Below are 21,773 nucleotides of genomic sequence, written 5' to 3'. Positions count from 1 at the left end.
AATAAGAAGAGGGAGGGGAGCAAATGACCAATAATAAAAGACAACGTTACAATGAAAAAGTTGAAAAATTGGTGGATGAGCTGCCTTGGTATGTTGGAGAATTTATTGATAAGCGACGCAGAAGACTTTCACCAACTTCATTATTAAATTATTGTCATGATTATAGGATATTCTTTGATTGGATTGTTGTAGAATTCAATTATAAAGAAAAACGTCAAGATATCCCATTAGAATTGCTAGAAACTCTCACGGTTCAACAGGTTGAAGATTTTCTTACATATTTGGAGTTTAAACTAGAAAACTCAAAACTTACGATTAATAGAAAATTATCTGCTTTAAAATCTTTATTTAATTACCTACAAAACATCGCAGAAACTCCTGATTTAAAGCCATATCTAAATCGGAATGTGATGGCCAAAATTGAATTCAATGATATTAGAGAAGATCAAGAAACGATTGCCAATCGTATGGAAGGAAAAATGCTGCGTGGTGATGAGTATGAACAGTTTCGCCAATTTGTAGCCTATGATTACGGTCAAGAAAATAAAGATAACAAAAAGATTTATAACTTTCATAAAAAGAACTGTGAAAGAGATACTGCAATTATTTCATTAATTCTAGGTTCTGGCCTGCGTTTATCAGAAGTAGTTGGACTTGATGTGGATGATATTGATTGGAAGAAAAACAGAGTACGAGTGATTAGAAAAGGTAATAAAGAGCAATACGTCTATTTTAGTGAGCAAGCTCAAATGGATTTAAGGCATTATATAGATATCCGGGAAAAAAGGTACAATATTGGTAAGGATAACAAAGCTTTATTTATCGCATCATCAATGGGACCAAAAGGAAAATCCAGGAGACTAACCGATCGATCCATTGAAAAAATAGTCGAAAAATATGCTGTAGCATTTGGAAAACCTGCGCTTTCTGTACATAAATTGAGGCATTCATTTGCTACGAGGTACCATATGGAAAACAACGATGTACCAAAGTTAAGAAGACAATTAGGCCATTCTTCTATCCAAACAACTATGATCTACACGCATCTAACTAACGATGAAATGCGTACCGCTATAAATAAGATTGACAATAAAGAATAAAAATCCGCTATTTTTTATAGCGGATTTTTTTATTCTGTCTCAATATCATTAGTATACTTGGGTATTGAGATATTTTATTTTAAATTTATATAACTTCTCATAATAAATATTATGTAAACTAGAAAATGATTAATTTTTTAAGGGTGTCAAGCCCTTCTGCTATCAACACCCTTATTCCAAGTAGTTTTATTAACATCTAACATATTTGCGTTTAAAGCCAATTCTCCCTTTATCAATATCTTTTTGTATATTTTCGTAAGCATTTATGAAACTGCTTTTCTTATTGTCTCTTTTGACTTCAACTGTACCTATTTCCTTAGCGGTTTCTACTGCCTTTTCGTGAAGCGGCAAATAGGAAACTCCAACAGTATATAGAAAATTATTCATGGAGGATTTTGTTCGTTCTGGCGAATTATGAATGGTGTTTTTCACCATATCAAGCATATTTGAAATTTTACTTTCTGAAAATTCATTATCCTTGCGATTTCCTAAAAGCCAGCAATAACAACTCCAGCCCCCCGACATTCTTAGCTCCTCACCACTTGCAATCCATTTATCAGCAACTTCTTGTGCAATATCTGACTCTGAAAGCGTTACTGCCACCACATAATCAGATAGCATATAAAAATAAGCATCATCCATCCACCGATTAAAATCCGACTCATCCATTGCTTTTGGGTCTGCAATAATGCCTGCAAAGTACATAGCATCATAGTTGCCGGTTGCATAAAGCTCTTCAGCTAGTGGTTGATTTATTTTTATTTTCTTTGCAATTGGTTTCATTGAACCGGTAGCCACGCCAAAAAGTGGCTCATGTGCACCATTGGATATGTATATTTTTTTCGTTCTTTCCTTACCTAAGGCTTCAAGCTCACGCATAACTGTTTCAAAATCCATAGCTTACTCAATCCCTTCTATATTCTGATTCCTACTAAAACCATTGTTCATATGCTTTTACAAATCTTCCAGACTTATCAATTTTAACATGAATCCTATTCAAGTACTCTGTTGCGTAATAACAATAACTACATCTTTCCCCTTTTCCATTGGTCTAAAAAAATAAATTTCTCAATAATTTAATAAGAGGTGAAAAGACTGCTCTTCTAAAGAAATGTGTTCTCTTTCTGCAAAATTATTAATCAATGGAGGTATAGGAAAAATGGTGGTTGTTCATTTTTTTAATAACAAATCAATTGTTTTAAGTCAGTTGCTTGATAATATTCCAAATCCTGATGAAAATATTAAGATTAAAGGTCGAAAAGGAAAGGTAATAAGTGTCGAGCAAGTAGATGAAAGTAAATACCATGTTCATGTTCACTTTGAGCCTGTTGTGAAAAAGGTGGTTCTCGATCTTAATAAGAAAAAACGGAAGTAATTACTTATCCAAGGAACTTCCCTATTATTCTCCCTGATCATTTTTCTCTAGAATAATACTATATCGAGCTACTTTATTTAATTTTTATATAAACCCTCTTTATTAATGTATTAGCAGAAAAATACTTTTACAACAATAATATTTTAAAATATAATTATTCAGTAGAAAAATAATATATATTGCTAGAGAGGGTCATCATGAAAATGAAAAAACTGCTTGTATCACTTGGACTGATTGCATCGATTGCAGTTCCAACTGTTGTATCATCCCCTACACAGAATGCTAAAGCTGCTACAAAAACAATGAAGGTTCATTTCATTGATGTTGGTCAAGGAGATAGTATTTATATTAAAGCACCAAATGGTGAAGATATTATTATTGATGGTGGTAATAAGGATGGAAGCGATGTTGTAGCATATTTAAAGAAACAAAAGGTAGATGATATTGAGGTAATGGTATCTACTCACCCTGATGCAGATCATGTTGGTGGCCTGGATGAGGTGTTGAAGGCTTATAGAGTACAAAGTGTATATGCTCCAAAGGTATCCCACACGACACAAGCATACAAAGATTTCTTAATTGCAGTTCAAAAAGAGCGTCTAAAAATCAATACAGTAACTGCCGGAAAAACTCTTAATATTAAAGGCGTAAAGGCGGTATTTGTGGCTCCAGTGAAATCATATAGTAAATCTGATTTGAATAATTGGAGTGCTGTCCTTCATATGACTTATAATAAAAACAGCTTCTTATTTACGGGAGATGCTGAATTAAAATCAGAATCAGATATGTTAGCATCAAAAAGAACATTGAAAGCAGATGTGTTAAAAGTCAGCCATCATGGGGCAAAAGAAACGACGAGCGCTAACTTTTTAAAGGCAGTTAAGCCTAAATATGCAGTAATTAGCGCTGGTAAGAAAAATAGCTATGGACATCCCACATCTCCTGTATTAAGTCGATTGAAACAAGCAAAAGCGTCTGTCTATCGTACAGATCAAAAAGGCGATATCATGATTACTTCTGATGGAAAGAAATTGAGCGTAAAATATTAATGAATAAATCAGGTGAGATGATATGAATACACATGGAATTGTGGATCGAATCGAAGGCGATATTGTTGTTGTTGAATTAGATAATGGAAAAATGAAGGATTTTTCTCTTAGCCTCTTCCCTCCATCTATTCAAGCTGGTGAAGCTGTTTACTGGAAGGAAAATTCGTTTACAATTGACATGGATCAGACGAAAAAGTTAAGAAAAGAAATTGAAGACTTAATGGATGATTTATTCATTGATTGATTTTAAGCTAAAAAAGAGGCTGTCTTAGGTGCAAAAAGCCTAAGATAGCCTCTTTTTTATTTTCTCGTGGTTTTATATCATGCCTCTCGGATGTCTACTATCACCTCTATTCCCTTTTATGCCGTGAAATTGTATTTTTCCCCTTCTTATCAAGCTCCTCAGAATATTCCGTTAAGTAATTAGGTTTTAACTGAGTCGAATTCCGGGATTCTTGACTACTGTTTATTATCATACTCTTTTGTCCCTCACGTTTTTTCACTACTAAAAAAATAAGCGCAAATGCTAATACCATAACGAGGCCAGCAATAAGACCTGTTCCCTGCCCAGGAATAAACGGCATACTGATTAAGACCAATATTAAGCTAATTAAAGCTATCCATGATGTGTATGGGAACCCTGGCATTTGACAGATCCCATCTGGAGGACAACCATTTCTTTTACGAAACCGTATGTGACTGGCCATAATGACTGCATAGGTAAAGAGCAAAGCAAACCCACCTGTAGTGATTAATACAAGATAAACTCTTGGAAATAATAGGCCAAATCCTAACCCTAAAAGCATAGCAAGACCAGAAAAAAGAATTCCACGATATGGAACATCTCTTTTATCCTTTAACCAGAGTGGTGCATGTCCTTCGTCTGTAAGAGAACGAATCATCCTCCCCAGACCGAATATAGCCGATAACATTGCAGAGAAAATAGCTGAAATCAAAACAATGTTTAATGCTGTTCCTGCCCAACCCATTCCCCATCTAGTTAGTGAGGCAACCATTGGACTTACATTTTCATTTAGATTTGCAGTAGGAATCAATGGTAGTAAAACAGCAGCATATAAAATATATAAACCCACTAGTGATATTACCGTATATCGTATCGCTTTCGGAATCGTTTCCTTTGGATTTCTTGCCTCTGAGGATGCAAGCCCGATGATTTCAAATCCTGCATAGGCAAAAATGACAAGGAGCATACTTCCTGCAATGCTTGTCATTCCTCCAGGCATCAATGACTCATTTGCTAGCTCGCCAACTCCTACAGGAGGATTTCCGGGTAACACCCCAAAGATTAAAGATATGGCTGTTAGAATAAAAAAAACAATAGCGAAGATTTTTATTGCTGAAAGTCCACTTGCTAGCTTTCCTATCCTTTCAGTTCCTAATAGATTTAGTAGGGTTACTCCGATGATAATTAAGCTTCCTAGCAATCCTATCCTAACATTAGGGAAAAACTCGCGAACAAGGATGGAAATGGCTGTCGCTTCACTTGACATGGAAAGAACCGTACCTGTCCAATACAACCAACCAACGACGAACCCAGTTCCCGCTCCAAGCTCTCGCGAAGCAAAAGCACTAAAGGAACCACTAGTTGGGTCAGCAACGGTCATCTCTGATAAGGCAAAGAGGATAAGATAGATTAAAACGCCACCCAAAATATAAGATATTAAAATAGCGGGTCCTGCAGCATGGATAGCAACCGAGGAACCTAGAAAGAATGAACCACCTATTACGCTTCCTAAGGCCATCATGGTTAATTGCCAGGCGGATAGTCCTTTGTATGTTTTCTCCATAATTCCTTTACTCCTATACTCGTTACTTTTTGACCATAATATAGAGGTATTATTTCCTTACCAAGAAAAACAATTCAGGATAGTATGTTGAATGAAAATGGACATATGTTAGAGAGTGGGTATTTTCCTTCGAGGGATGTTCTTAATTTTGATCAATCTAGGTATTTCACTTAGAAACATCACTTTTGCCCTATTTAATTAATGTGTTGGACAAGAAAAAATCCCTCAGACAATATTATCTGAGGGATTGAGGTTAAGAAGGTTGAATGCGGGATAGTTTTAAAATTATGTCATTAATCCACTGAAGATTGTTCACTCGTTACTTCTAGGAGATAATTTACATTCTTCTTTCTTAAATAATAAAATACAAATAGCATAGCAAACCAGATTGGTGTCATTAATAAGGCAACACGAGTGGCTTCCGCAACTAACATGATCAATAATATGAAACCAAATAATCCTAGTACCACATAATTAATAAATGGAGTTAATGGAGCTTTAAAAATTGATGTTGCTCTTAAATCTGGACGTGTTTTGTTGTATTTAATGTGCGATATTAAAATGATACTCCATACCCAAATAAAACAAATCGCGCTAATAGTTGTTACGATACCAAATGCTTGCTCAGGAATGAGCTTACTTAACAATGCCCCAACGGAAAGAACGACCGCAGAAGTAAGAAGGGCATTACTTGGAACGTGGTTTTTATTTAATTTTGCAAATGTTGCTGGCCCTTCTTTATGGTTGCTTAAGTTATATAATATTCTACTAGTGGAAAATAACCCACTATTGCAAGCTGAAGCTGCAGATGTTAAAACGACAAAATTAATGATACCGGCCGCAACTGGAACGCCTACTAATCGGAATACCTGTACAAATGGGCTACTTGATGCATTTATTTGACTCCATGGATTAATACAAAGAATGATAATTAATGCTCCAACATAGAAGAATAGAATTCTTAATGGAATTTTATTAATCGCAGATGGAATATTCTTCTTTGGATTTGATGTTTCAGCTGCAGATACACCTACTAATTCAACACCAACAAATGCAAATACCACCATTTGGAATGAGAGCAGGAAGCCCGATATTCCATTAGGGAATAGCCCCCCATTTACCCGTAAATTATTTAAAGAAACTATGCCTGTATTCGTTTTAAAACCTATGATTAACAAGATGATTCCAATAATAATTAATGCAAGAATCGTTATGACTTTAATTAATGCAAACCAGAACTCTAACTCACCAAAAAGCTTTACAGTTAGTAAATTCAAGCCTAATAAAATGACTAAACCGGCTAAAGCTGGAATCCATTGCGGTATATCAAACCAATATTGTACGTATACTCCTACAGCAATAATGTCTGCCATTGCAGTCATAATCCAACAAAACCAATAGGTCCATCCTGTAACAAAACCAGCCCACGGACCAATATAATCGGCTGCAAAGTCTGTAAAAGATTGATAACCTGCATTCGATAAAAGCAGCTCACCTAATGCCCTCATGACAAAAAAGACAGCAATACCAACAATTAAGTATGCAAAGATTATCGATGGACCAGCTAATTGAATGGCTCTTCCTGAACCTAAAAACAACCCTGTCCCTATCGTGCCTCCAATGGCAATTAATTGTACATGTCGGTTTTTAAGATCTCTTTTTAACTCTTGCTGTGCCATAATTATTCCCCCAAATAGTATTTAAATAGGGTATTGTCCCTGTCGGTTCTCTACATAAGGGACAGCCTTCTATTTATTAAATAAAAAGAGATTGGATTTCTCCAATCTCAGGAAGGCTTCAGAATAATAAAAAAAACATCATTACTCTTCTGTCCTTTTGCCTGAGATTGTGAACCCTTCGGCGACGCAAATACTTGCGCTCTCTCCAGAAACTGCTCCTGCTATAGTTTGATCCATAGCATTCATCGCTTTGTTAAATATGTAATTGTTCAACCGAGTCAGTTGAAATGACGCTTAGTTAATACTTTATTAACATAATATTTTATAATAATTTTTAATTTTACTATTATTTTAGATTGTGGTCAAGGCTATTTAAGCATTTTTTTGACTTCTATATAATGCTCGTAAACATGCTGGATAAAAAGTATTCTTAAAGATTATTCAAAAATCCACCTCTTATGATGGGGTGGACTAGATGGATGATATATTTTTATCGAATAGCGACTCATTTTAATAAAAATATGACTCAAATCCTTGAATGATTGGCAGAAATTGAATGTTAAAAGGTTTTGTAGGATATTGTTTTTCTATACATACAAGTAGATTTCATCATCCGCGTCGCTTTCAAAAACGACTGATTCCTTCTCATTTTTTAAAATCAAATCCTTGATGTTCTTTCCTTGGTTTCCCTTGAGATATTGCGCCATTTCTAATAATTGAGGTAAGTCACTTTCAGGAATTTCATTAATAAAATTAACCAATTGTTCTCTTGTAGTGCCCATTATATCCTCTCCTTAGAAAAAACTATTATTATTATATCATTTTAAGTATTGAATACGATTTATCAGAGAAGGATTTAATAAAATTTTCACAATATTATTTATTGTGAGATTGGAAAAGGGACTCTAAAAGAAAGTATAAGTGAGCTTTTTCATGCTCATTCTATGAATATAAATCAATAAAAAAATGTAAAGGAGTAGGAATATGCAAAATTCTCAAGTACCAATGACTTCTCCCCCTCAGGCAATCACTTCTAAGGATCTTTTGTATCTAAAAGATGCCTTATCATGGGAGCTTCTTGCTGCAAAGAAATTTCACTTCCTGGCTCAGCAAGTAAGTAATCAAGAAATTCAACAAGCCCTTGATAATGCTGGGAGAATGCACCAAGACCATTTTCAAAGAATCCTGTCACATTTACAAGTGAACAATAATGTCGTGATGTCCAACATGCCGAATCCAAATCAAAATATGCAGCATTAAAAATGAGGTGAAAACATGCAAAATCAGCAATCACAAAATAATCAAATAGCCAACCCACAAACTGGGCAGTTGCCAAAAGTGAAAACTCCTGAGATGAATGATCGGGACTTTCTGAATGATGGACTTAGTACATGTAAGTATTTAACGGATAGTCTTAATATAGCTATAAGAGAAGCTAGTCATGATCAATTGTATTCAGAACTTAAACAGATTCTTGAGGAAACTCATAATGGAACAAGAGAATTATTTAATTTAATGTTTAAAAATGGCTGGTACAAGCTCGAAGCCGAGGATCAGCAAAAAATAGATCAGGCCTATAAGCAATTTAGTAATTATTCAACTCAATTTCCCTACTCTTAAATATAGAAAAAGATGGATCCATCTTCGTTATAAATAAAGAAAAAGGCACTTTGCTCTGGCAAGGTGCCTTCCTCTTTGCTTTCACCTGGATAAGAAAATCAGTAGATTTTTTTCGGAAGGTATTCTATTCATTTTCTCCACTCTCCCATTTCGCTACTTCTTCTCGAACTATTGGTGCTACTTCCTTTCCAAGCAATTCAATCGCCCTCATGACATCTCCATGGGGCATAGTTCCAACAGGTACGTGAAGCATAAACCTTGTAATACCTACATTTTTTCTTAAAAGAATGATCTTTTCTGCAACGGTTTTGGGATCACCTACGTATAATGCACCTTCTAAGCGACGGGCAGCATCAAATGTCGCACGGGTATATGGTGCCCATCCACGTTCACGACCCAATCTTTGCATGGCTTGTTGGGTGGATGGATAAAATTTCTCAGCTGCAAGCTCTGTACTCTCAGCAACGAAACCGTGTGAATGGGAGGCAATCGGTAATTTGGATACGTCATGACCTGCTCGGGATGCTGTCTTTTTATATAGGCGGACCAGTGGCTCGAAATGTAACGGACTTCCACCGATGATCGCCAATACAAGCGGCAACCCTAACATACCTGCTCTAGCTACAGATTCTGGGGTTCCCCCACTTCCAATCCATACAGGTAATGGATTTTGGACTGGTCGAGGATATATACCTAAGTTCTGTATAGCTGGACGGTGTTTTCCTTCCCATGTAACCTTTTCAAAAGCACGTATTTTCAGGAGTAAATCCAACTTTTCATTGAACAATTCATCATAGTCATTTAGGTTATAACCGAACAACGGAAAGGATTCGATGAAGGAACCACGGCCTGCCATGATTTCTGCCCTTCCATCGGAAATCGCATCAAGGGTTGCAAAATCTTGAAACACTCTAACAGGGTCATCTGATGAAAGTACTGTAACTGCACTAGTTAATCGAATTCGTTTCGTCTGTGAAGCAGCTGCAGCGAGTAAGACTGCTGGTGAGGAAGCGGCATAGTCTTCCCGGTGATGTTCTCCAACTCCAAAAATATCTAATCCCACTTGGTCAGCTAAGACAATTTCATCAACCACCTGTCGGATTCTCTCGGCATGGCTAATGACTTCGCCAGTTTGAACATCCGGTGTGGTTTCTACAAATGTGCTTATTCCAATTTCCATAAAATGTTCCTCCAAATAGTCAAATTATTAACATATATAGTATCACTAACTGGTTTAACTACCTATTAATTTGCCTTTATTCCTTGTATCCATTAAAAATTAAACAGGTTAGGTTTTACAGTAGTAAGGTATCCATTCATGTATTGGGATAATATATGAATGGATCGATTTGCACACTGCTCAAGAATGAGTTTGAATTTTTTCAAGATGTGTGTATAATATGATTGGTAATTAAATAGCTTAAATGTTTTCTAGGGTTCCGCAACGAAATGGTTGGTCTGGTCCGAGAGAAAACTCATAGCTTTGCTATGTCACGGAAGGATAAAAGCCTGGGAGATACTATTGATTAGTGAGCTCCCAGGCTTTATTTTATGATTTTAACGGAGGTTTAATAATAATATGAATAGTCAATGGATAAAAATATTGGTTGCAGCCCTGTTGGAGGTTTTTTGGGTAGTAGGGTTAGCTCATGCAAATGATGTTTGGACATGGAGTGGAACGATTGTTGCTTTAATCGTAAGTAATTACTTATTAATTACTGCGGCTCAGGTGCTTCCTGCTAGTACAGCATATGCTGTTTTTGTCGGATTAGGTACATCAGGGACGGTAATTGCTGAGATTCTTTTCTTTAGCGAACCATTTCAAGTTTCTAAAGTTTTCTTGATTTTACTATTGTTAGTTGGAGTTATTGGTTTGAAATTAGTGACAGATGAAGAAGGAAGAGAAGGTGCAGAAATATGATGGCATGGATTTTTCTTATATTAGCTGGTTTGTTCGAGGCATTTGGGGTGACGATGATGAATCAATTGCATGTCAACCGTCATTGGAAAACGGTTGTTTTCTTGATTTTAGGTTTTTGTGCAAGTCTTGTGCTCCTTCATCTTTCACTTAAAACCTTACCAATGGGTACCGTCTATGCGATTTGGACGGGACTGGGTGTTGCTCTTGGTACCATCATAGGTATGATTTTTTATGGTGAATCCAGAAGCTGGAAAAGACTCGTGTTTATTGCCATGATTGTATGCTCAGCAATTGGGTTAAAAATGACTACGTAAGGTAGCATATTTTTCCTTATTTAAATATCGGAGTCTGATGGTTGATGCCTTTTAAGCATGTCTTGCAAAAAGGATTCAGACTCCCCTTTTGGAATACTTAGGCTCTTCCAGCTAGTATCTTTTAGTTGCTTTCCAATATATACGATTTGCCCAACATGATAGGCATAATGAGCCAATTGTCTTTCGATTGCTTCAAGAACAAGATGATTCTCACCACGAATCGAGATATTTGACAGTAAATCAACTTCCTTTAATTGGTTAAGTGCGTTAAAAAGAGTTTGCCATCCTTTTTCCCATACATCTGTCATTTCTATTTTTGATTTAATTGTATCGATAAATTCTTGATCACGATCTCGATTTCTGTTTTCCCCATCAGAATGAAGGAAATCGGTCCATCTAGATAGCATGTTCCCACTTAAATGCTTGATAATGATTGCAATACTATTCGATTCATTATTGAATCTCCAATGAATCTCTTCTTCCGATAATTGTTCCATGGTTTTATCTCCGAGATCCTTAACTTTTTGAAATCTATCTTTCACTATTCTTAGATATTCGGCTTCTATTCTCAATAAAATCTCCCCTTTATTAGTCAAATAAACCAGCTGCAAGTTTCGGCAAGTAGTCTAATAAGGTTTGCTCATTCTCCTTGGCATCATCGATATGAAAGGCATGGGATGATTTTTTGGACCAAAAGAACTTTTTGAAAGGTGCGTCTAGCTGCTCGTAGTAGCGAAGAGCTAACTCAGGCCATACATGCGCTTCTTTTTCTCCATGAATAAATAGAACGGGTACTTCTAATTCTGGTATCTCAGTAAAGTAATCAAAAGTATTTATGTCCTGAAGCATTTGGTCTGTATAGGATAATTTATAGCCTGAAGTGAAAGTATGGAAGACATCCATTAAGGAGTAATCTGGTGATCCTAACATAATTTTAGCCGCACTAGCAAATGTTGGCGATCTTCTATCCCCTGTATCATAAAACATCGATTTATATTTCATAAGATATTTCCTAATAATTGACCATTCGTCCATCCCATTTAAGTAAGGTGGTTCCCCCACTGCGTTTAATTCTCTTATTCCCTTTTGATCATTGGCTTCATTTAATTTGTTCATGAGCCACTTGTAACATAATTTATCATTTTCCGCCCAGTTCGTAATTTGAGAAAAAGCCGTATAAGAGTAATACTTTTCTGGATATTGATGAGCAAGAGAAAGAGCAATGACGGTTCCCCATGAATGGGCCATTAAATGCAATTTTGTTTGCGAGAATTTTTTGAGTAGATAATTGGTAACCTCTCTTGCATCCTGGATAAACTGCTGAAGACGCATACTTTCCCGTGGAATCTTTTTAGAGTATGACTTACCAGTTCCCCGTTGATCCCAAAAAACTAAGGTAAAACGCTTTACTAATTCTTTTGTACAGGTAATTAATGCGTAATCTACCCCGCGGTTAGATACACCAGGTATAGGCATACTTGGTCCTCCATGTATCATGAAAAGAATTGGATTTTGAATGTCTTCAGTTTGAATCAGTATTTTCTGGTCCACGCCATTAATGGCAATCGTCTCTACGGAACTTAATCCTGTTTTTGAAATGGTAAAATCGGATTTTCCTGAGAAAAGCTTCAAATATATAACCTCATTTCTTATTAATAAAATAATATAATTCAAATAGTTGTTTTAGACTTCGATGGGATGAAATCTTTTATTCTAAACTTCCTTGTACTTATTTCATCTCCTTACATCCTTCTTTTCTATTCATCTACTTCATTTGACAAATCCGTGTTTTTTTTCACCAATAATAAACCACAACCAAGAGGTAATTGCATGGATGTTACATGTTCATCAGTTGAAACAAGGTGTACAAATTCTTGTAGTTCAGATTTGTGGGATGTAATATTATCTACAATCATTATGGCATTCCTTTTCAAACAAGACCTCAAATCCCTCCACCAATCTATATATTCTTTACGATCAGAATCTAAAAAAATGAAATCTACTGAATTAGGTTCGATCTCTTTTATGTATTCCCCTGCATCCGTAACTACCAGATTGATCTGTTTTTCCAAATTTGCTTTTGCGAAATTTTCCTTAGCAAGTTGTGCCTTTTCGGAGGAAAATTCAATGGTTGTAATGATTTCCCCGTTTCCTAAGGTTCCATCTGAAAGCCAAAGAGTAGAATATCCATTAGAAGTTCCTATCTCAAGGATGCTTTTTGCCTTCGTTATTGAAACCATGAAGGATAGAAACTGACCTGTTTCAGGAGTTACATTTCTCATTCTTTTGCTCCTGTCTGTTTCAATTGCATCATTTTCTTTGCCAAATCCTTCTAGTTCCTTTAATATTTCTTTCAACTTGGTATCCAAGATAACCATTCCTCTCGTTTGAACCGAATAATAATAATATGTAGTAATCAATGGAAGTCTATTTACTTTAAGGTTCATATTACCCATTTATTATAAACGAGGTTTGTGTCATTTGTAGTCGCTTTTTGTCGTTTTTGAAAAATTCCCAATTATAAAAGTATTAAAACCACCAACTTTCCTACTATTGGGATAGTTTGCTATTAAGGTGATATATTAAGGAGTAGGAATAATCATGATAAAGGAGAGATTTCATTGGGATTTTCATCTCGTGAGCAGATTATCAACAAGTTGAAGGAGCAATTGGAAGCTTATATTCAGAAATATGATCTAGATGATATCGGAATTTTTGAAGAACAAGGAAAAGATGAAGAGTATTTCGTGGGTTACACCATTAAGAAAAACGGAAAAACGTACCATTTACATACTCCCTATAAAAAAAGTGATGATAATGAACTGGTTCCTACCAATAAAGAATGGATCATTGAGACCGACGATCCTCAAGGTGAAGATCTTAGAGGTTATCATGATATAGAGAATGCGTTAAGTGAACTATAAGCGTAAAGAATCAGTGGCTTCATTTACAGAGGTTAAAACCAAGAAAATGAAGCCATTTTTCAATATATCAAAGTGGATTAATAATTTGTATCCTTCGTTAATTCATCAAACATATAATGAAAATTAATCTTCAGTACCTTTTTTTCATTCAGTTTAATGGGAAGTTTAGGGTTACAAATCTATATAAGTTATCCAATCGAAAGTGAATCTATTCTATTAAACTAATTTTTTCCCAATCAAATGGGCCATGACGACAATGGGAACCACTAATAAAACAAAGGGTAAGCAAGTGAAAATAGTATCCCATGTTATAAGTTCATTTTCCAATAACTCATTTAGCATGATGATGCTATAAGGTAAGACAATGAATACGGATGTTATCACTCCAGGTGTGATGGAACGAAAATATATAGACTGGCCGATATGAGTAAAAACATGAATAAAGAATGTCAAAATAAATACTGTAAAATATTCAATGTTTCCCAATACTGCGTCATTCAAATATTGACTGGCCATAAAGGTTGAGCTACTGACAAATAGAAAAACAATTAACACAGCTACAGCAAATTGGGCCGTTGTCATTGAAAAATGTTTCAATACTCTATTCGCAAGGATGGTCGGGATTCTTTTAGATAGTACATTATAGTTCGTATTAAACCATTTTTCAGCCATAATAATTTCTTCAAAATCATGAAAAACAAAGATAATTGGAAATAACCAAATTAATGTTTGAATATCAATCCATTCTCCCATAATTTCTCTCCCTTTCTATGAAACTAGTCCGTTTCTTTATTTTTGGATTTTCTTCATCATTGTTTCAAATAGTGGTAAAGTAACTTTCTTTGGCAACAAACGTCCTAAGAATTGGAACATCATTTTATTTGAAAAGCCTGGCAATAAGCTAATTTTTCTCCCTAAGGAACGAAGAGTCATTGAAACAACCTTATCTGGATCCATTAGTCCTGGTGAAGAAATACCAGAGCGATCCTGGAATTTCGTTTTCATAGGTCCCGGACATACCGTAAGGACATCCACATTGTATTTTTTTAATTCTTGTGAAATAGACTCTCCAAACGTCAAAATTCCCGCTTTACCTCCTGAGTAAATACTCCACAATGGCGTTGGAGTATAAGCAACAGAGGAAGAAACGAAAATTACGCCACCCTTTCCTCTTTTCACCATATCCTGAACAAACAGGTGGGTTAAGGCAATTGGTGTGTTAAAAATCGTTTCAAGAAGCTTGCTCTGGTTCTCCCAATTCTCACGATGGAATTCTTCTGTAATGCTATAACCTGCATTGTTGATTAATAACCCAATCTCTAGCCCCTCTATTTCTTTTCGTATTTGTTGAACAGAGTTTTGATTAGAAAGGTCTACGGCAATGGTTTTTACTTGAACCTGGTATTGATCGATTAGTTTCTTTTGGGTTTGCAAAAGGGCCTCTTCCCCACGTGCTACAAGTACTAAACTCATCCCTTTGTCAGCTAATTTTTGGGCGAATAAATATCCTGTTCCAGATGTTCCACCTGTGATTATAGCCCATGGACCATATTTCTTTAAAAAATCATCCATCATTATGCCTCCTGAGTAAATACTCAATTCTATTTAAAAAATAATGATTGATTAATGAGAACCTTGAAGTCCTTTTAAAATCAAATCAACGACACTCTCGATATATTGTTGGGTATCTTGATGGAGATTCTCTGATGTTCTTACTTCAACTATAAAATGTGTAAATAAGGTAGAAAGGTACATAGACGCTGCTATTTGTATGGATTGTTCATTGACACTTTTCTTTACTGCTCTTGCCAGATGCATAGATATTTGGCTAAACATCGATTGAATCAGTTCCACCACTTCCTTACTGACCTCTTTGCTCTGTATCATCTCTGGAGACCAAATAAAAAATAAAAAGTTTTTATTTTGAGATAAAAAATCTGAATAGAAATGCCCAATTTTTATTAAAGCTTGATGTGGTTCCAGTACAGAAAGTTCTTTTATCTCCTTACTTATAGTCTCAATAAATGAAAATTCACGAGTGAGCTGATGAAGCAATTCGTTTTTATCCTTAAAATAATAGAATATAAGACCCTCTGCGACTCCACTCTTTAAGGCTATTTCCTTTGTTGTAGTCGCTTTAAAGCCCTGTTCTGTAAATAGCTCAAGTGCTGTTTGCAAGATTTTCTCTTTTTTCGATGTCAATATTGCCACCTCATATAATATTTTTTGAGTATTTACTCAAATTATAATCCAAATAAATCGGCTGTCAAGATATTCCACCTAACTAGCCGAAAATATTTTTACTCCCTTTCTCTATGAGCAATTTTCTCAATTTGTGCTATCAACAACCGCTTCATGGCTCTAGTTGACTGTTCAAATTGTGCTTTAGTTAAATACATGGGCTGGAACTTTGCATGTCCTGCACCGACCATTTCCCCAAAAGGAATAAAACCGATTCTTTTATATAATGAGATTTGTTTTTCAAATCCAGATATTAAAGCCATATCATAACCATTCTCTAAGCAAAAGGAAACCAACATTTCACATAACTTATAAAATACTGGACTTTTTCTATAAGGTTCTTTGACGGATAGAAGTCGAATTTCACAGGGATATGCACCCTCTGGTAGGCATTCATGAATATTAATCCCCTTTTCCTCTAAAGAAAAAGGGTGATTTGACCGTACACAGATCATACCAATTACTTCGTTCTCCTTTTTAGCAATAATATACGTATTTTCATTATCAAACCGGTCAATAAGGCGATATTGATCATTTCCTTCGTGTTGTGGAATTTCAACAACGAATGTTTCATAGTTTAACTGATATATTTGTTCGAGTTCCTCTTTTGTAGAGGCAAATTTATATTTGAAGCTCACCCCTAAACCACTCCTCTTTTTAGATTTGTCCCTTTGATATGCGATATAAGTACGATAATAAGCATTAGGATAAAGTAGGTTGTTACAATAGAAGACTTTCCTGAAAACCATGATGTGATAGGGATTGAAGATAAGGCTATAAGTCCCGGAATGGTAAATTGGCGTACTAGCATGTATCCGATCCCAACAATCACTCCTGTGATGGGAATTCCTAGGGGTAAAATGTAAAGGGTTACAGCTAAGAAAACTACTACTCCCTTTCCTCCGCGAAATTGAAGATAAAATGGCCAAATATGTCCAATTAATATTTCATTTGATTGAATATCATAATGAATGAGTATTCACTTTGTGTTAAAATTTAACAAAGAAATGGATTTGAGGAGGTCTCATTATGCTTTTAAAGAAAAAATTTAATGAGCAAACAATAAATGGGGTTCAGCTAGGTAACGGTTCTGTATCCATACAAGGGGTAAATCTCAATGTTCATTGCTTTGCAGTGGATGGAGTTTTAATTGATACAGGCGCAAAATCATTAGAAAAGGAATTTAAACCTTTTTTTAAAAAACAAGATATAGACCAGGTCGTGATTACACACTTTCATGAGGATCATACAGGCTGTGCTGCCTTCTTACAAGAGGAGATGCAGCTCCCAATTTTTATGAGTGATATTAAGCTTGAATATTGCAAAAGGAAAGCAGACTATCCACTGTATAGGAAATTTTATTGGGGGAAACGCAGACCCTTTCATGCGGAGGTTATTGGAAGGACTTTTTCCTCTCGTAAGGCAACATGGGACGTGATTGAAACACCTGGTCATGCGATAGATCATTTAGCCTTTTTAAATCGCGAAACAGGTCAACTTTTTACAGGAGATTTATACTGTCAAGAAAAGACAAAGGTTGTTTTACGTGAAGAAAGTATTCCGACAATCATTGCCTCTTTAAAGAAGGTATTAACCTATGATTTTGGGGATGTTTTTTGCTCTCATGCAGGTTTTCTAAAAGAAGGGCGTGCAGCTTTAAAAAGAAAGCTAGATTATTTGTTGGATATCCAGGGAAAAGTCATCAAATATTACGAAGATGGTTTGCCACCAAATCAAATATCGACCACTATGTTTCCAAAAAAATATCCCATCACCTTTTTTTCCTCAGGAGAATGGGATTCTTTACACATTGTAAATTCGATCATTCAAGAATATATTAAAAAGTCAATATCAGCATAAATACTACAAAAATCATTGATGATATTGCTCATATAGCCATTCAGCAAGCATATTTGCATCACTCTCATTGACCATTTTGGGCATTCCAGTTGGAGGGGTAAGGATTGATTTCTCTATATCTTCTACTTTTTTGGATTTTATTCTTTCTTTCAAGGAAATTTCTAATTTCGTATCCATAATTTCTCCATGGCAGGATAAACAGTTATTATTATAGAGCGTTTTTCCAGTTACTTCTCCGCCCTCTTCTTCACCATTGGAACAAGCTGATAATAGGATTAATAGCCCACAAATACCAATTTTTAGGATGAACCTAGGATTTTTAAACAATTCAATCATTCCTTTTTTGCATATTTCGTGTTGTATTTTCTTATTATTGAGATTTATTCATTCCTATTTGATTCAGAGTAATACCAAAACAATCACACTAAATAGATTCGCCGAAAAATGGGAAATGGTACTAATCCATGCATTGTTTGTTTTGTGGAAAATGACCCCATAAAGGATGCTATTGATAAAAACAAAGAAAATATCATAACTGACAATCAAGATGTTTCCTTCAGTTAAATGACCAAAGGCAAATAAAACAGATGAGAGGATGATTACAGGGATAATAGGCATGGCTTTACTCAATTGTTTTTGGAAGAATGCTCTCCAAGCGATTTCTTCACCTAAAGCTAGAATAACTAATTGAAATAGTAATAATGCCATTTTATCAAATGAAACAAAGATCTCTGTTCTAGCAATGACATGGTCTATGTATTCTGGTAAAAACAGCTTCGATATTCCAATACTAACAGCATCCATAATAATAGGCATGGCTAACCAGAACCAAATTGACTTATTTCTTAAATTGGCCCCAATGGACATAATATCTAATCCGCTGCCTTCAAATGGCTGCTTTTCAACGATCTTATTAATAAAGAAAAATATCACTCCGATAATAACTGAAGCACCAGCAATTACGATACCAAAAAGATTTGAGAAGGATAATAGAGTCATCAAAATGATTGCGATTAATGGTATGACTTTTATTTTGTTCATATCTTCTCCCCATTCATGATTTTTTTGAGTTATGCAAATCATTCAATAGCCTCGATAAACGCTGAACCCATCAGATAATAGTAGAATCCTACAATCATTGCTTCTATTGGAACTATCTAACAATCCCATTGTAACATTGGCATGGATATATTTATGAAAAATAATATTAATATTTTTTGAACATAGTTATTTATATCCTATTGCTTTTTGTCTATCAAACCCAAACATAAAATTAGTATTTTTTCCATTTTATAGGTATTATTAATTTATCAATTTTTTGGAGGAATACAGAAATGAGAATTTCTATTATCTGCTTTGATCAATTCACGGATATTGATGTTTTTTTACCATGGGATTTATTGAATCGTGTTCGATTGGTTGGAGGAATTCACGACTGGGAGGTTCACCTACTTGGAACAGAACAGACTCATTTATCTATGGCTGGGCTACGAATCCCAATGACAGGAAATATATCTGATATCCCTTATTCTGATGCTGTGATTTTTGCTAGCGGTAAGGGAGTCCAGAAATTATATATGGACCAAGATTACTTGGCAAAGCTACGCCTTGATCCAAACAAACAGTTAATTGGATCGATGTGTTCAGGTGCGCTTCTGCTTGGTGCAAAGAACCTGTTAACGGGGAAAAAAGCCACTACCTACCCATCTGCTGTGGAGCAACTGAAAGAATTTAACGTAAATGTCGTTGAAGAATCTTTTGTAAATGAAGGGAATATTTCCACGGCTGCTGGCTGTTTTGCTGCCAGAGATTTATCCGCTTGGATAATTGAATCCCTTGTCTCTAAAGAAATGGCCCAAACAGTCCTTGAATCTGTCCAACCTGTTGGGAAAGGCTTATATTTTCCTTCATCCGATCAAGTAAAATCGTAATAGCGTAATAGAATGATTGAAATATATATGGAGTGTGAAAGAGATGTTCATCAATGCAAAAATTAAAACAGACAGATTAATTCTACGCCCCCTCATAGAAAGGGATGCAATCCCAATCTTCAGAATGGCAACTGAAAGAGATCATTTTAAGTATCAGCCTGACTTGCCCCCTACTAATATAGAAGAAATTAAAAGCCTGATTAAATGGTCTAAAAGTTGTAATCAAAAAAATACTCCTGAGAAAATATATAAGTTCAATTTGGCTTTTGTTTTAAAGGAAACTCAAGAAACCATTGGAATTGGTGGACTCGGCCTACATGATGTAGATAATCGACAAATTGAGATCTACTATGGCATACAAGAGGTCCACCAAGGGAGAGGATTATCCACAGAAGCTGCGAAAGCTATTTTTGACTACGGTATTAACACCATCGGCTTAAAGAACATCATCGCAACTGTACATCCGGAAAATACCGCATCTAAAAAAATCATAGAGAAGCTGGGAATGAAATATAAAAAAACATTATCAAGATTAATAGGGGAAAATAGTAACTATAACGGTTATTTACTTTATGATATTTCTACATCAAAATAAATAGGAACACATATAGCCAGGTTCCCTTTGTTGATACGGATTGAGAATATATGCGATTGAAAATCACTTTTCTTTTCGTATTCTTTTTATAAAATTCAAAAGGGAGATGAAAGACTGTTCTTCTTCTCTTTTTATCAATTTTGTCTTTCGTAAGGTGGAGGAGAGACAATCCTTCACCTCTTTTTACAATTATCGTCTTTTATAAGTTGGATGAAAGACCGTTCTTTTGCGCTTCCAAGAATTTTTGTCTTTCATAAGCAAAATCAGTAAAAGAAGAAAAGAAGTATCTGTAGTGACAAGAAAAATACAAATAATAAATTCTATAATAAACACGATGTTTGGACTGTAATACTTCCCCTTAATGGAGCCAATGTTTCGGAATGCTTAAATTTGCTGGTAATTTCGTATTTCGATCGCCATTGGCCGAATTGACCTGGGCTTGAGTTAAAAAAATCGATCCTAATAGATTAGCTCCACTTAAATCAGCATCCCTTAAGTCAGCACCAATAAAGTCTGAATTTCGAAGATCGGCATTTCGGAGATCAGCTGCAATTAGAAATGCCCCCCTTAAATTGGCTCCTCTCAAGTTTGCTCCTTTTAATTTAGCACCTATTAAGGCTGTTCCTTTTTTTATTTTCCTTTGATTTTTCATATTTTCTTTAGAACGGACTAGCTCACTCGTTTGCAAAAGTAATTCATTTACCATTGCTCTATGCATAGGAATATTGAATTCTAAGATTGATTTTGAATCTAAGTTTGTTAATTTTTCAGTTTCCTCCAAGGCCTTTAGCAAATCTTCGTGAATAGATTTAGTTTCATTTAAGCTTAAAGCCTCACTTAGGTATCGAAGCATTTCAAAAAGCTGCTGCATCATTGGAAAAACGTCAAACATTTCCTTCGCCTTTTCTGGATGGTCTCGCCAATCCTTTCCTTTGAACGTACCTTGGGAAACCTTTTGTCCAGCTCCAAAGCAATCATATACCGTGCAGCCTCGAAAACCTTTCTCTCTCAGGTTTTCATGAATACTGCACCGGTAATTGGATTGTAAGTTCCGGCATGGAGATCCTCCGTCTTTATTAAAAGCAAAATCAGCTGACTTTGCATATGGCAAGGCAACACAGCAAAGTCCGAAGCAGTTTTCACAATCAGGACTTAGTTGGTTCAATAAAAGATTGTTTGTTTTTACTCGATTAGACATTTCTACACATCCTCTTAGTGACTCATAGGGGAAAATATATAAATTAATAGTAACATATTACGGGAAACCTACATTCAGCCGTCATTTATAATCATTCCCAGGCTGTCATTGGCTGGATTACGGCATAAGGTATAGGCTACTATTACATATCTATCTGT

28 protein-coding genes and 2 riboswitches are annotated in these 21,773 nt (G+C 35.4%); of the genes, 12 read left to right on the top strand and 16 right to left on the bottom strand.

The annotated features are described in order from the left end of the window. Positions 1 to 23: 23 nt before the first annotated feature. Positions 24 to 1,100 (top strand): tyrosine recombinase XerS, encoded by a 1,077-nt coding sequence (gene xerS / locus BQ6100_RS04940; RefSeq protein WP_075980613.1) that lies wholly within the window; start codon positions 24 to 26, stop codon positions 1,098 to 1,100. Positions 1,101 to 1,289: 189 nt separating this feature from the next. On the opposite strand, the gene BQ6100_RS04935 is transcribed toward xerS, so the two are convergent. Next, on the bottom strand, positions 1,290 to 1,997 hold the full coding sequence (locus tag BQ6100_RS04935) for a DNA alkylation repair protein (RefSeq protein ID WP_075980612.1): 708 nt from the start codon (positions 1,995 to 1,997) through the stop codon (positions 1,290 to 1,292). A 262-nt stretch (positions 1,998 to 2,259) separates the two neighbouring features. On the opposite strand from BQ6100_RS04935, the gene BQ6100_RS04930 reads away from it, so the two are divergent. The 3 genes from BQ6100_RS04930 to BQ6100_RS04920 all read left to right on the top strand — a co-directional run bounded on the left by BQ6100_RS04930 (position 2,260) and on the right by BQ6100_RS04920 (position 3,768). Continuing rightward, on the top strand, positions 2,260 to 2,475 hold the full coding sequence (locus tag BQ6100_RS04930) for a hypothetical protein (RefSeq protein WP_075980611.1): 216 nt from the start codon (positions 2,260 to 2,262) through the stop codon (positions 2,473 to 2,475). 203 nt (positions 2,476 to 2,678) lie between these two features. Next, complete coding sequence (locus BQ6100_RS04925; protein ID WP_075983439.1) at positions 2,679 to 3,524, top strand: ComEC/Rec2 family competence protein; 846 nt, start codon at positions 2,679 to 2,681, stop codon at positions 3,522 to 3,524. A 22-nt stretch (positions 3,525 to 3,546) separates the two neighbouring features. Continuing rightward, entirely contained in the window at positions 3,547 to 3,768 is a 222-nt protein-coding gene (locus tag BQ6100_RS04920) for a DUF3006 domain-containing protein (protein WP_075980610.1), read from the top strand. Positions 3,769 to 3,874: 106 nt separating this feature from the next. Here the strand turns inward: BQ6100_RS04920 and BQ6100_RS04915 are convergent, their stop codons facing one another. From BQ6100_RS04915 to BQ6100_RS04905, 3 genes are all read right to left on the bottom strand, one after another. Continuing rightward, entirely contained in the window at positions 3,875 to 5,332 is a 1,458-nt protein-coding gene (locus BQ6100_RS04915) for an amino acid permease (RefSeq protein ID WP_075980609.1), read from the bottom strand. Positions 5,333 to 5,625: 293 nt separating this feature from the next. Continuing rightward, positions 5,626 to 7,011 carry an amino acid permease gene (locus BQ6100_RS04910; RefSeq protein WP_075980608.1) on the bottom strand — a complete coding sequence of 462 codons (1,386 nt, stop codon included), beginning with the start codon at positions 7,009 to 7,011 and terminating at the stop codon, positions 5,626 to 5,628. Positions 7,012 to 7,150: 139 nt separating this feature from the next. After that, positions 7,151 to 7,230: riboswitch (glycine riboswitch) on the bottom strand. Positions 7,231 to 7,598: 368 nt separating this feature from the next. After that, the gene (locus BQ6100_RS04905; protein WP_075980607.1) at positions 7,599 to 7,793 is read right to left on the bottom strand and encodes a hypothetical protein; all 195 of its coding nucleotides are present in this window, start codon (positions 7,791 to 7,793) and stop codon (positions 7,599 to 7,601) included. A 202-nt stretch (positions 7,794 to 7,995) separates the two neighbouring features. Between BQ6100_RS04905 and BQ6100_RS04900 the strand changes: the two genes are divergently transcribed. Both BQ6100_RS04900 and BQ6100_RS04895 read left to right on the top strand, forming a co-directional pair. Further along, complete coding sequence (locus BQ6100_RS04900) at positions 7,996 to 8,271, top strand: ferritin family protein (protein ID WP_075980606.1); 276 nt, start codon at positions 7,996 to 7,998, stop codon at positions 8,269 to 8,271. 15 nt (positions 8,272 to 8,286) lie between these two features. Then, on the top strand, positions 8,287 to 8,631 hold the full coding sequence (locus BQ6100_RS04895; protein WP_075980605.1) for a spore coat protein: 345 nt from the start codon (positions 8,287 to 8,289) through the stop codon (positions 8,629 to 8,631). Between the two features lie 124 nt (positions 8,632 to 8,755). Here the strand turns inward: BQ6100_RS04895 and BQ6100_RS04890 are convergent, their stop codons facing one another. Next, a complete protein-coding gene (locus BQ6100_RS04890) occupies positions 8,756 to 9,811 on the bottom strand; it encodes an LLM class flavin-dependent oxidoreductase (protein WP_075980604.1) in 1,056 nt (351 codons plus the stop codon). A gap of 240 nt (positions 9,812 to 10,051) precedes the next feature. After that, positions 10,052 to 10,149: riboswitch (guanidine-I (ykkC/yxkD leader) on the top strand. A 61-nt stretch (positions 10,150 to 10,210) separates the two neighbouring features. Between BQ6100_RS04890 and BQ6100_RS04885 the strand changes: the two genes are divergently transcribed. Both BQ6100_RS04885 and BQ6100_RS04880 read left to right on the top strand, forming a co-directional pair. After that, positions 10,211 to 10,552: a DMT family transporter gene (locus BQ6100_RS04885; protein ID WP_075980603.1), complete on the top strand. Its 342-nt coding sequence runs from the start codon at positions 10,211 to 10,213 to the stop codon at positions 10,550 to 10,552. Then, positions 10,552 to 10,866, top strand: coding sequence for a DMT family transporter (locus tag BQ6100_RS04880; protein WP_075983438.1), 315 nt, complete (start codon positions 10,552 to 10,554; stop codon positions 10,864 to 10,866). The genes BQ6100_RS04885 and BQ6100_RS04880 overlap by 1 nt, the downstream gene beginning before the upstream one ends. 20 nt (positions 10,867 to 10,886) lie before the next feature. Here BQ6100_RS04880 and BQ6100_RS04875 read toward each other — a convergent pair whose 3' ends face one another. The 3 genes from BQ6100_RS04875 to BQ6100_RS04865 all read right to left on the bottom strand — a co-directional run bounded on the left by BQ6100_RS04875 (position 10,887) and on the right by BQ6100_RS04865 (position 13,223). Next, a complete protein-coding gene (locus BQ6100_RS04875; RefSeq protein ID WP_075980602.1) occupies positions 10,887 to 11,438 on the bottom strand; it encodes a DUF1572 family protein in 552 nt (183 codons plus the stop codon). Positions 11,439 to 11,454: 16 nt separating this feature from the next. Then, positions 11,455 to 12,498 (bottom strand): alpha/beta fold hydrolase, encoded by a 1,044-nt coding sequence (locus BQ6100_RS04870; RefSeq protein ID WP_075980601.1) that lies wholly within the window; start codon positions 12,496 to 12,498, stop codon positions 11,455 to 11,457. A 125-nt stretch (positions 12,499 to 12,623) separates the two neighbouring features. Then, positions 12,624 to 13,223 carry an O-methyltransferase gene (locus tag BQ6100_RS04865; RefSeq protein WP_159433132.1) on the bottom strand — a complete coding sequence of 200 codons (600 nt, stop codon included), beginning with the start codon at positions 13,221 to 13,223 and terminating at the stop codon, positions 12,624 to 12,626. Between the two features lie 264 nt (positions 13,224 to 13,487). Here BQ6100_RS04865 and BQ6100_RS04860 point away from each other — a divergent pair, with 264 nt between their 5' ends. Next, positions 13,488 to 13,790: a DUF5634 family protein gene (locus BQ6100_RS04860; RefSeq protein ID WP_075980600.1), complete on the top strand. Its 303-nt coding sequence runs from the start codon at positions 13,488 to 13,490 to the stop codon at positions 13,788 to 13,790. 216 nt (positions 13,791 to 14,006) lie between these two features. Here the strand turns inward: BQ6100_RS04860 and BQ6100_RS04855 are convergent, their stop codons facing one another. The 5 genes from BQ6100_RS04855 to BQ6100_RS21970 all read right to left on the bottom strand — a co-directional run bounded on the left by BQ6100_RS04855 (position 14,007) and on the right by BQ6100_RS21970 (position 16,962). Beyond that, entirely contained in the window at positions 14,007 to 14,543 is a 537-nt protein-coding gene (locus BQ6100_RS04855) for an HXXEE domain-containing protein (protein ID WP_075980599.1), read from the bottom strand. A 36-nt stretch (positions 14,544 to 14,579) separates the two neighbouring features. Continuing rightward, complete coding sequence (locus BQ6100_RS04850) at positions 14,580 to 15,362, bottom strand: SDR family NAD(P)-dependent oxidoreductase (protein WP_075980598.1); 783 nt, start codon at positions 15,360 to 15,362, stop codon at positions 14,580 to 14,582. Between the two features lie 51 nt (positions 15,363 to 15,413). Next, the gene (locus tag BQ6100_RS04845; RefSeq protein WP_159433131.1) at positions 15,414 to 15,992 is read right to left on the bottom strand and encodes a TetR/AcrR family transcriptional regulator; all 579 of its coding nucleotides are present in this window, start codon (positions 15,990 to 15,992) and stop codon (positions 15,414 to 15,416) included. Between the two features lie 98 nt (positions 15,993 to 16,090). After that, complete coding sequence (locus BQ6100_RS04840; RefSeq protein ID WP_075980596.1) at positions 16,091 to 16,669, bottom strand: GNAT family N-acetyltransferase; 579 nt, start codon at positions 16,667 to 16,669, stop codon at positions 16,091 to 16,093. Between the two features lie 2 nt (positions 16,670 to 16,671). Beyond that, positions 16,672 to 16,962, bottom strand: a complete 291-nt coding sequence (locus tag BQ6100_RS21970; RefSeq protein ID WP_390622434.1) for a glycerol-3-phosphate acyltransferase — start codon at positions 16,960 to 16,962, stop codon at positions 16,672 to 16,674. 98 nt (positions 16,963 to 17,060) lie between these two features. On the opposite strand from BQ6100_RS21970, the gene BQ6100_RS04830 reads away from it, so the two are divergent. Next, a complete protein-coding gene (locus BQ6100_RS04830) occupies positions 17,061 to 17,891 on the top strand; it encodes an MBL fold metallo-hydrolase (protein WP_075980594.1) in 831 nt (276 codons plus the stop codon). Positions 17,892 to 17,903: 12 nt separating this feature from the next. On the opposite strand, the gene BQ6100_RS04825 is transcribed toward BQ6100_RS04830, so the two are convergent. Further along, entirely contained in the window at positions 17,904 to 18,218 is a 315-nt protein-coding gene (locus tag BQ6100_RS04825) for a c-type cytochrome (protein WP_075980593.1), read from the bottom strand. 72 nt (positions 18,219 to 18,290) lie between these two features. Beyond that, positions 18,291 to 18,932: a CPBP family intramembrane glutamic endopeptidase gene (locus BQ6100_RS04820; RefSeq protein ID WP_159433130.1), complete on the bottom strand. Its 642-nt coding sequence runs from the start codon at positions 18,930 to 18,932 to the stop codon at positions 18,291 to 18,293. A 293-nt stretch (positions 18,933 to 19,225) separates the two neighbouring features. Between BQ6100_RS04820 and BQ6100_RS04815 the strand changes: the two genes are divergently transcribed. Both BQ6100_RS04815 and BQ6100_RS04810 read left to right on the top strand, forming a co-directional pair. After that, complete coding sequence (locus BQ6100_RS04815) at positions 19,226 to 19,822, top strand: DJ-1/PfpI family protein (protein ID WP_075980591.1); 597 nt, start codon at positions 19,226 to 19,228, stop codon at positions 19,820 to 19,822. Positions 19,823 to 19,865: 43 nt separating this feature from the next. Next, positions 19,866 to 20,417 carry a GNAT family N-acetyltransferase gene (locus BQ6100_RS04810; RefSeq protein WP_075980590.1) on the top strand — a complete coding sequence of 184 codons (552 nt, stop codon included), beginning with the start codon at positions 19,866 to 19,868 and terminating at the stop codon, positions 20,415 to 20,417. Positions 20,418 to 20,775: 358 nt separating this feature from the next. Here the strand turns inward: BQ6100_RS04810 and BQ6100_RS04800 are convergent, their stop codons facing one another. Next, on the bottom strand, positions 20,776 to 21,615 hold the full coding sequence (locus tag BQ6100_RS04800; RefSeq protein WP_075980588.1) for a pentapeptide repeat-containing protein: 840 nt from the start codon (positions 21,613 to 21,615) through the stop codon (positions 20,776 to 20,778). Positions 21,616 to 21,773 lie beyond the last annotated feature (158 nt).

Source organism: Bacillus massilinigeriensis, from assembly GCF_900117315.1.
GTDB classification, from domain to species: domain Bacteria; phylum Bacillota; class Bacilli; order Bacillales; family Cytobacillaceae; genus Bacillus_BE; species Bacillus_BE massilionigeriensis.
This window is presented reverse-complemented; position numbering and strand designations above follow the sequence as displayed.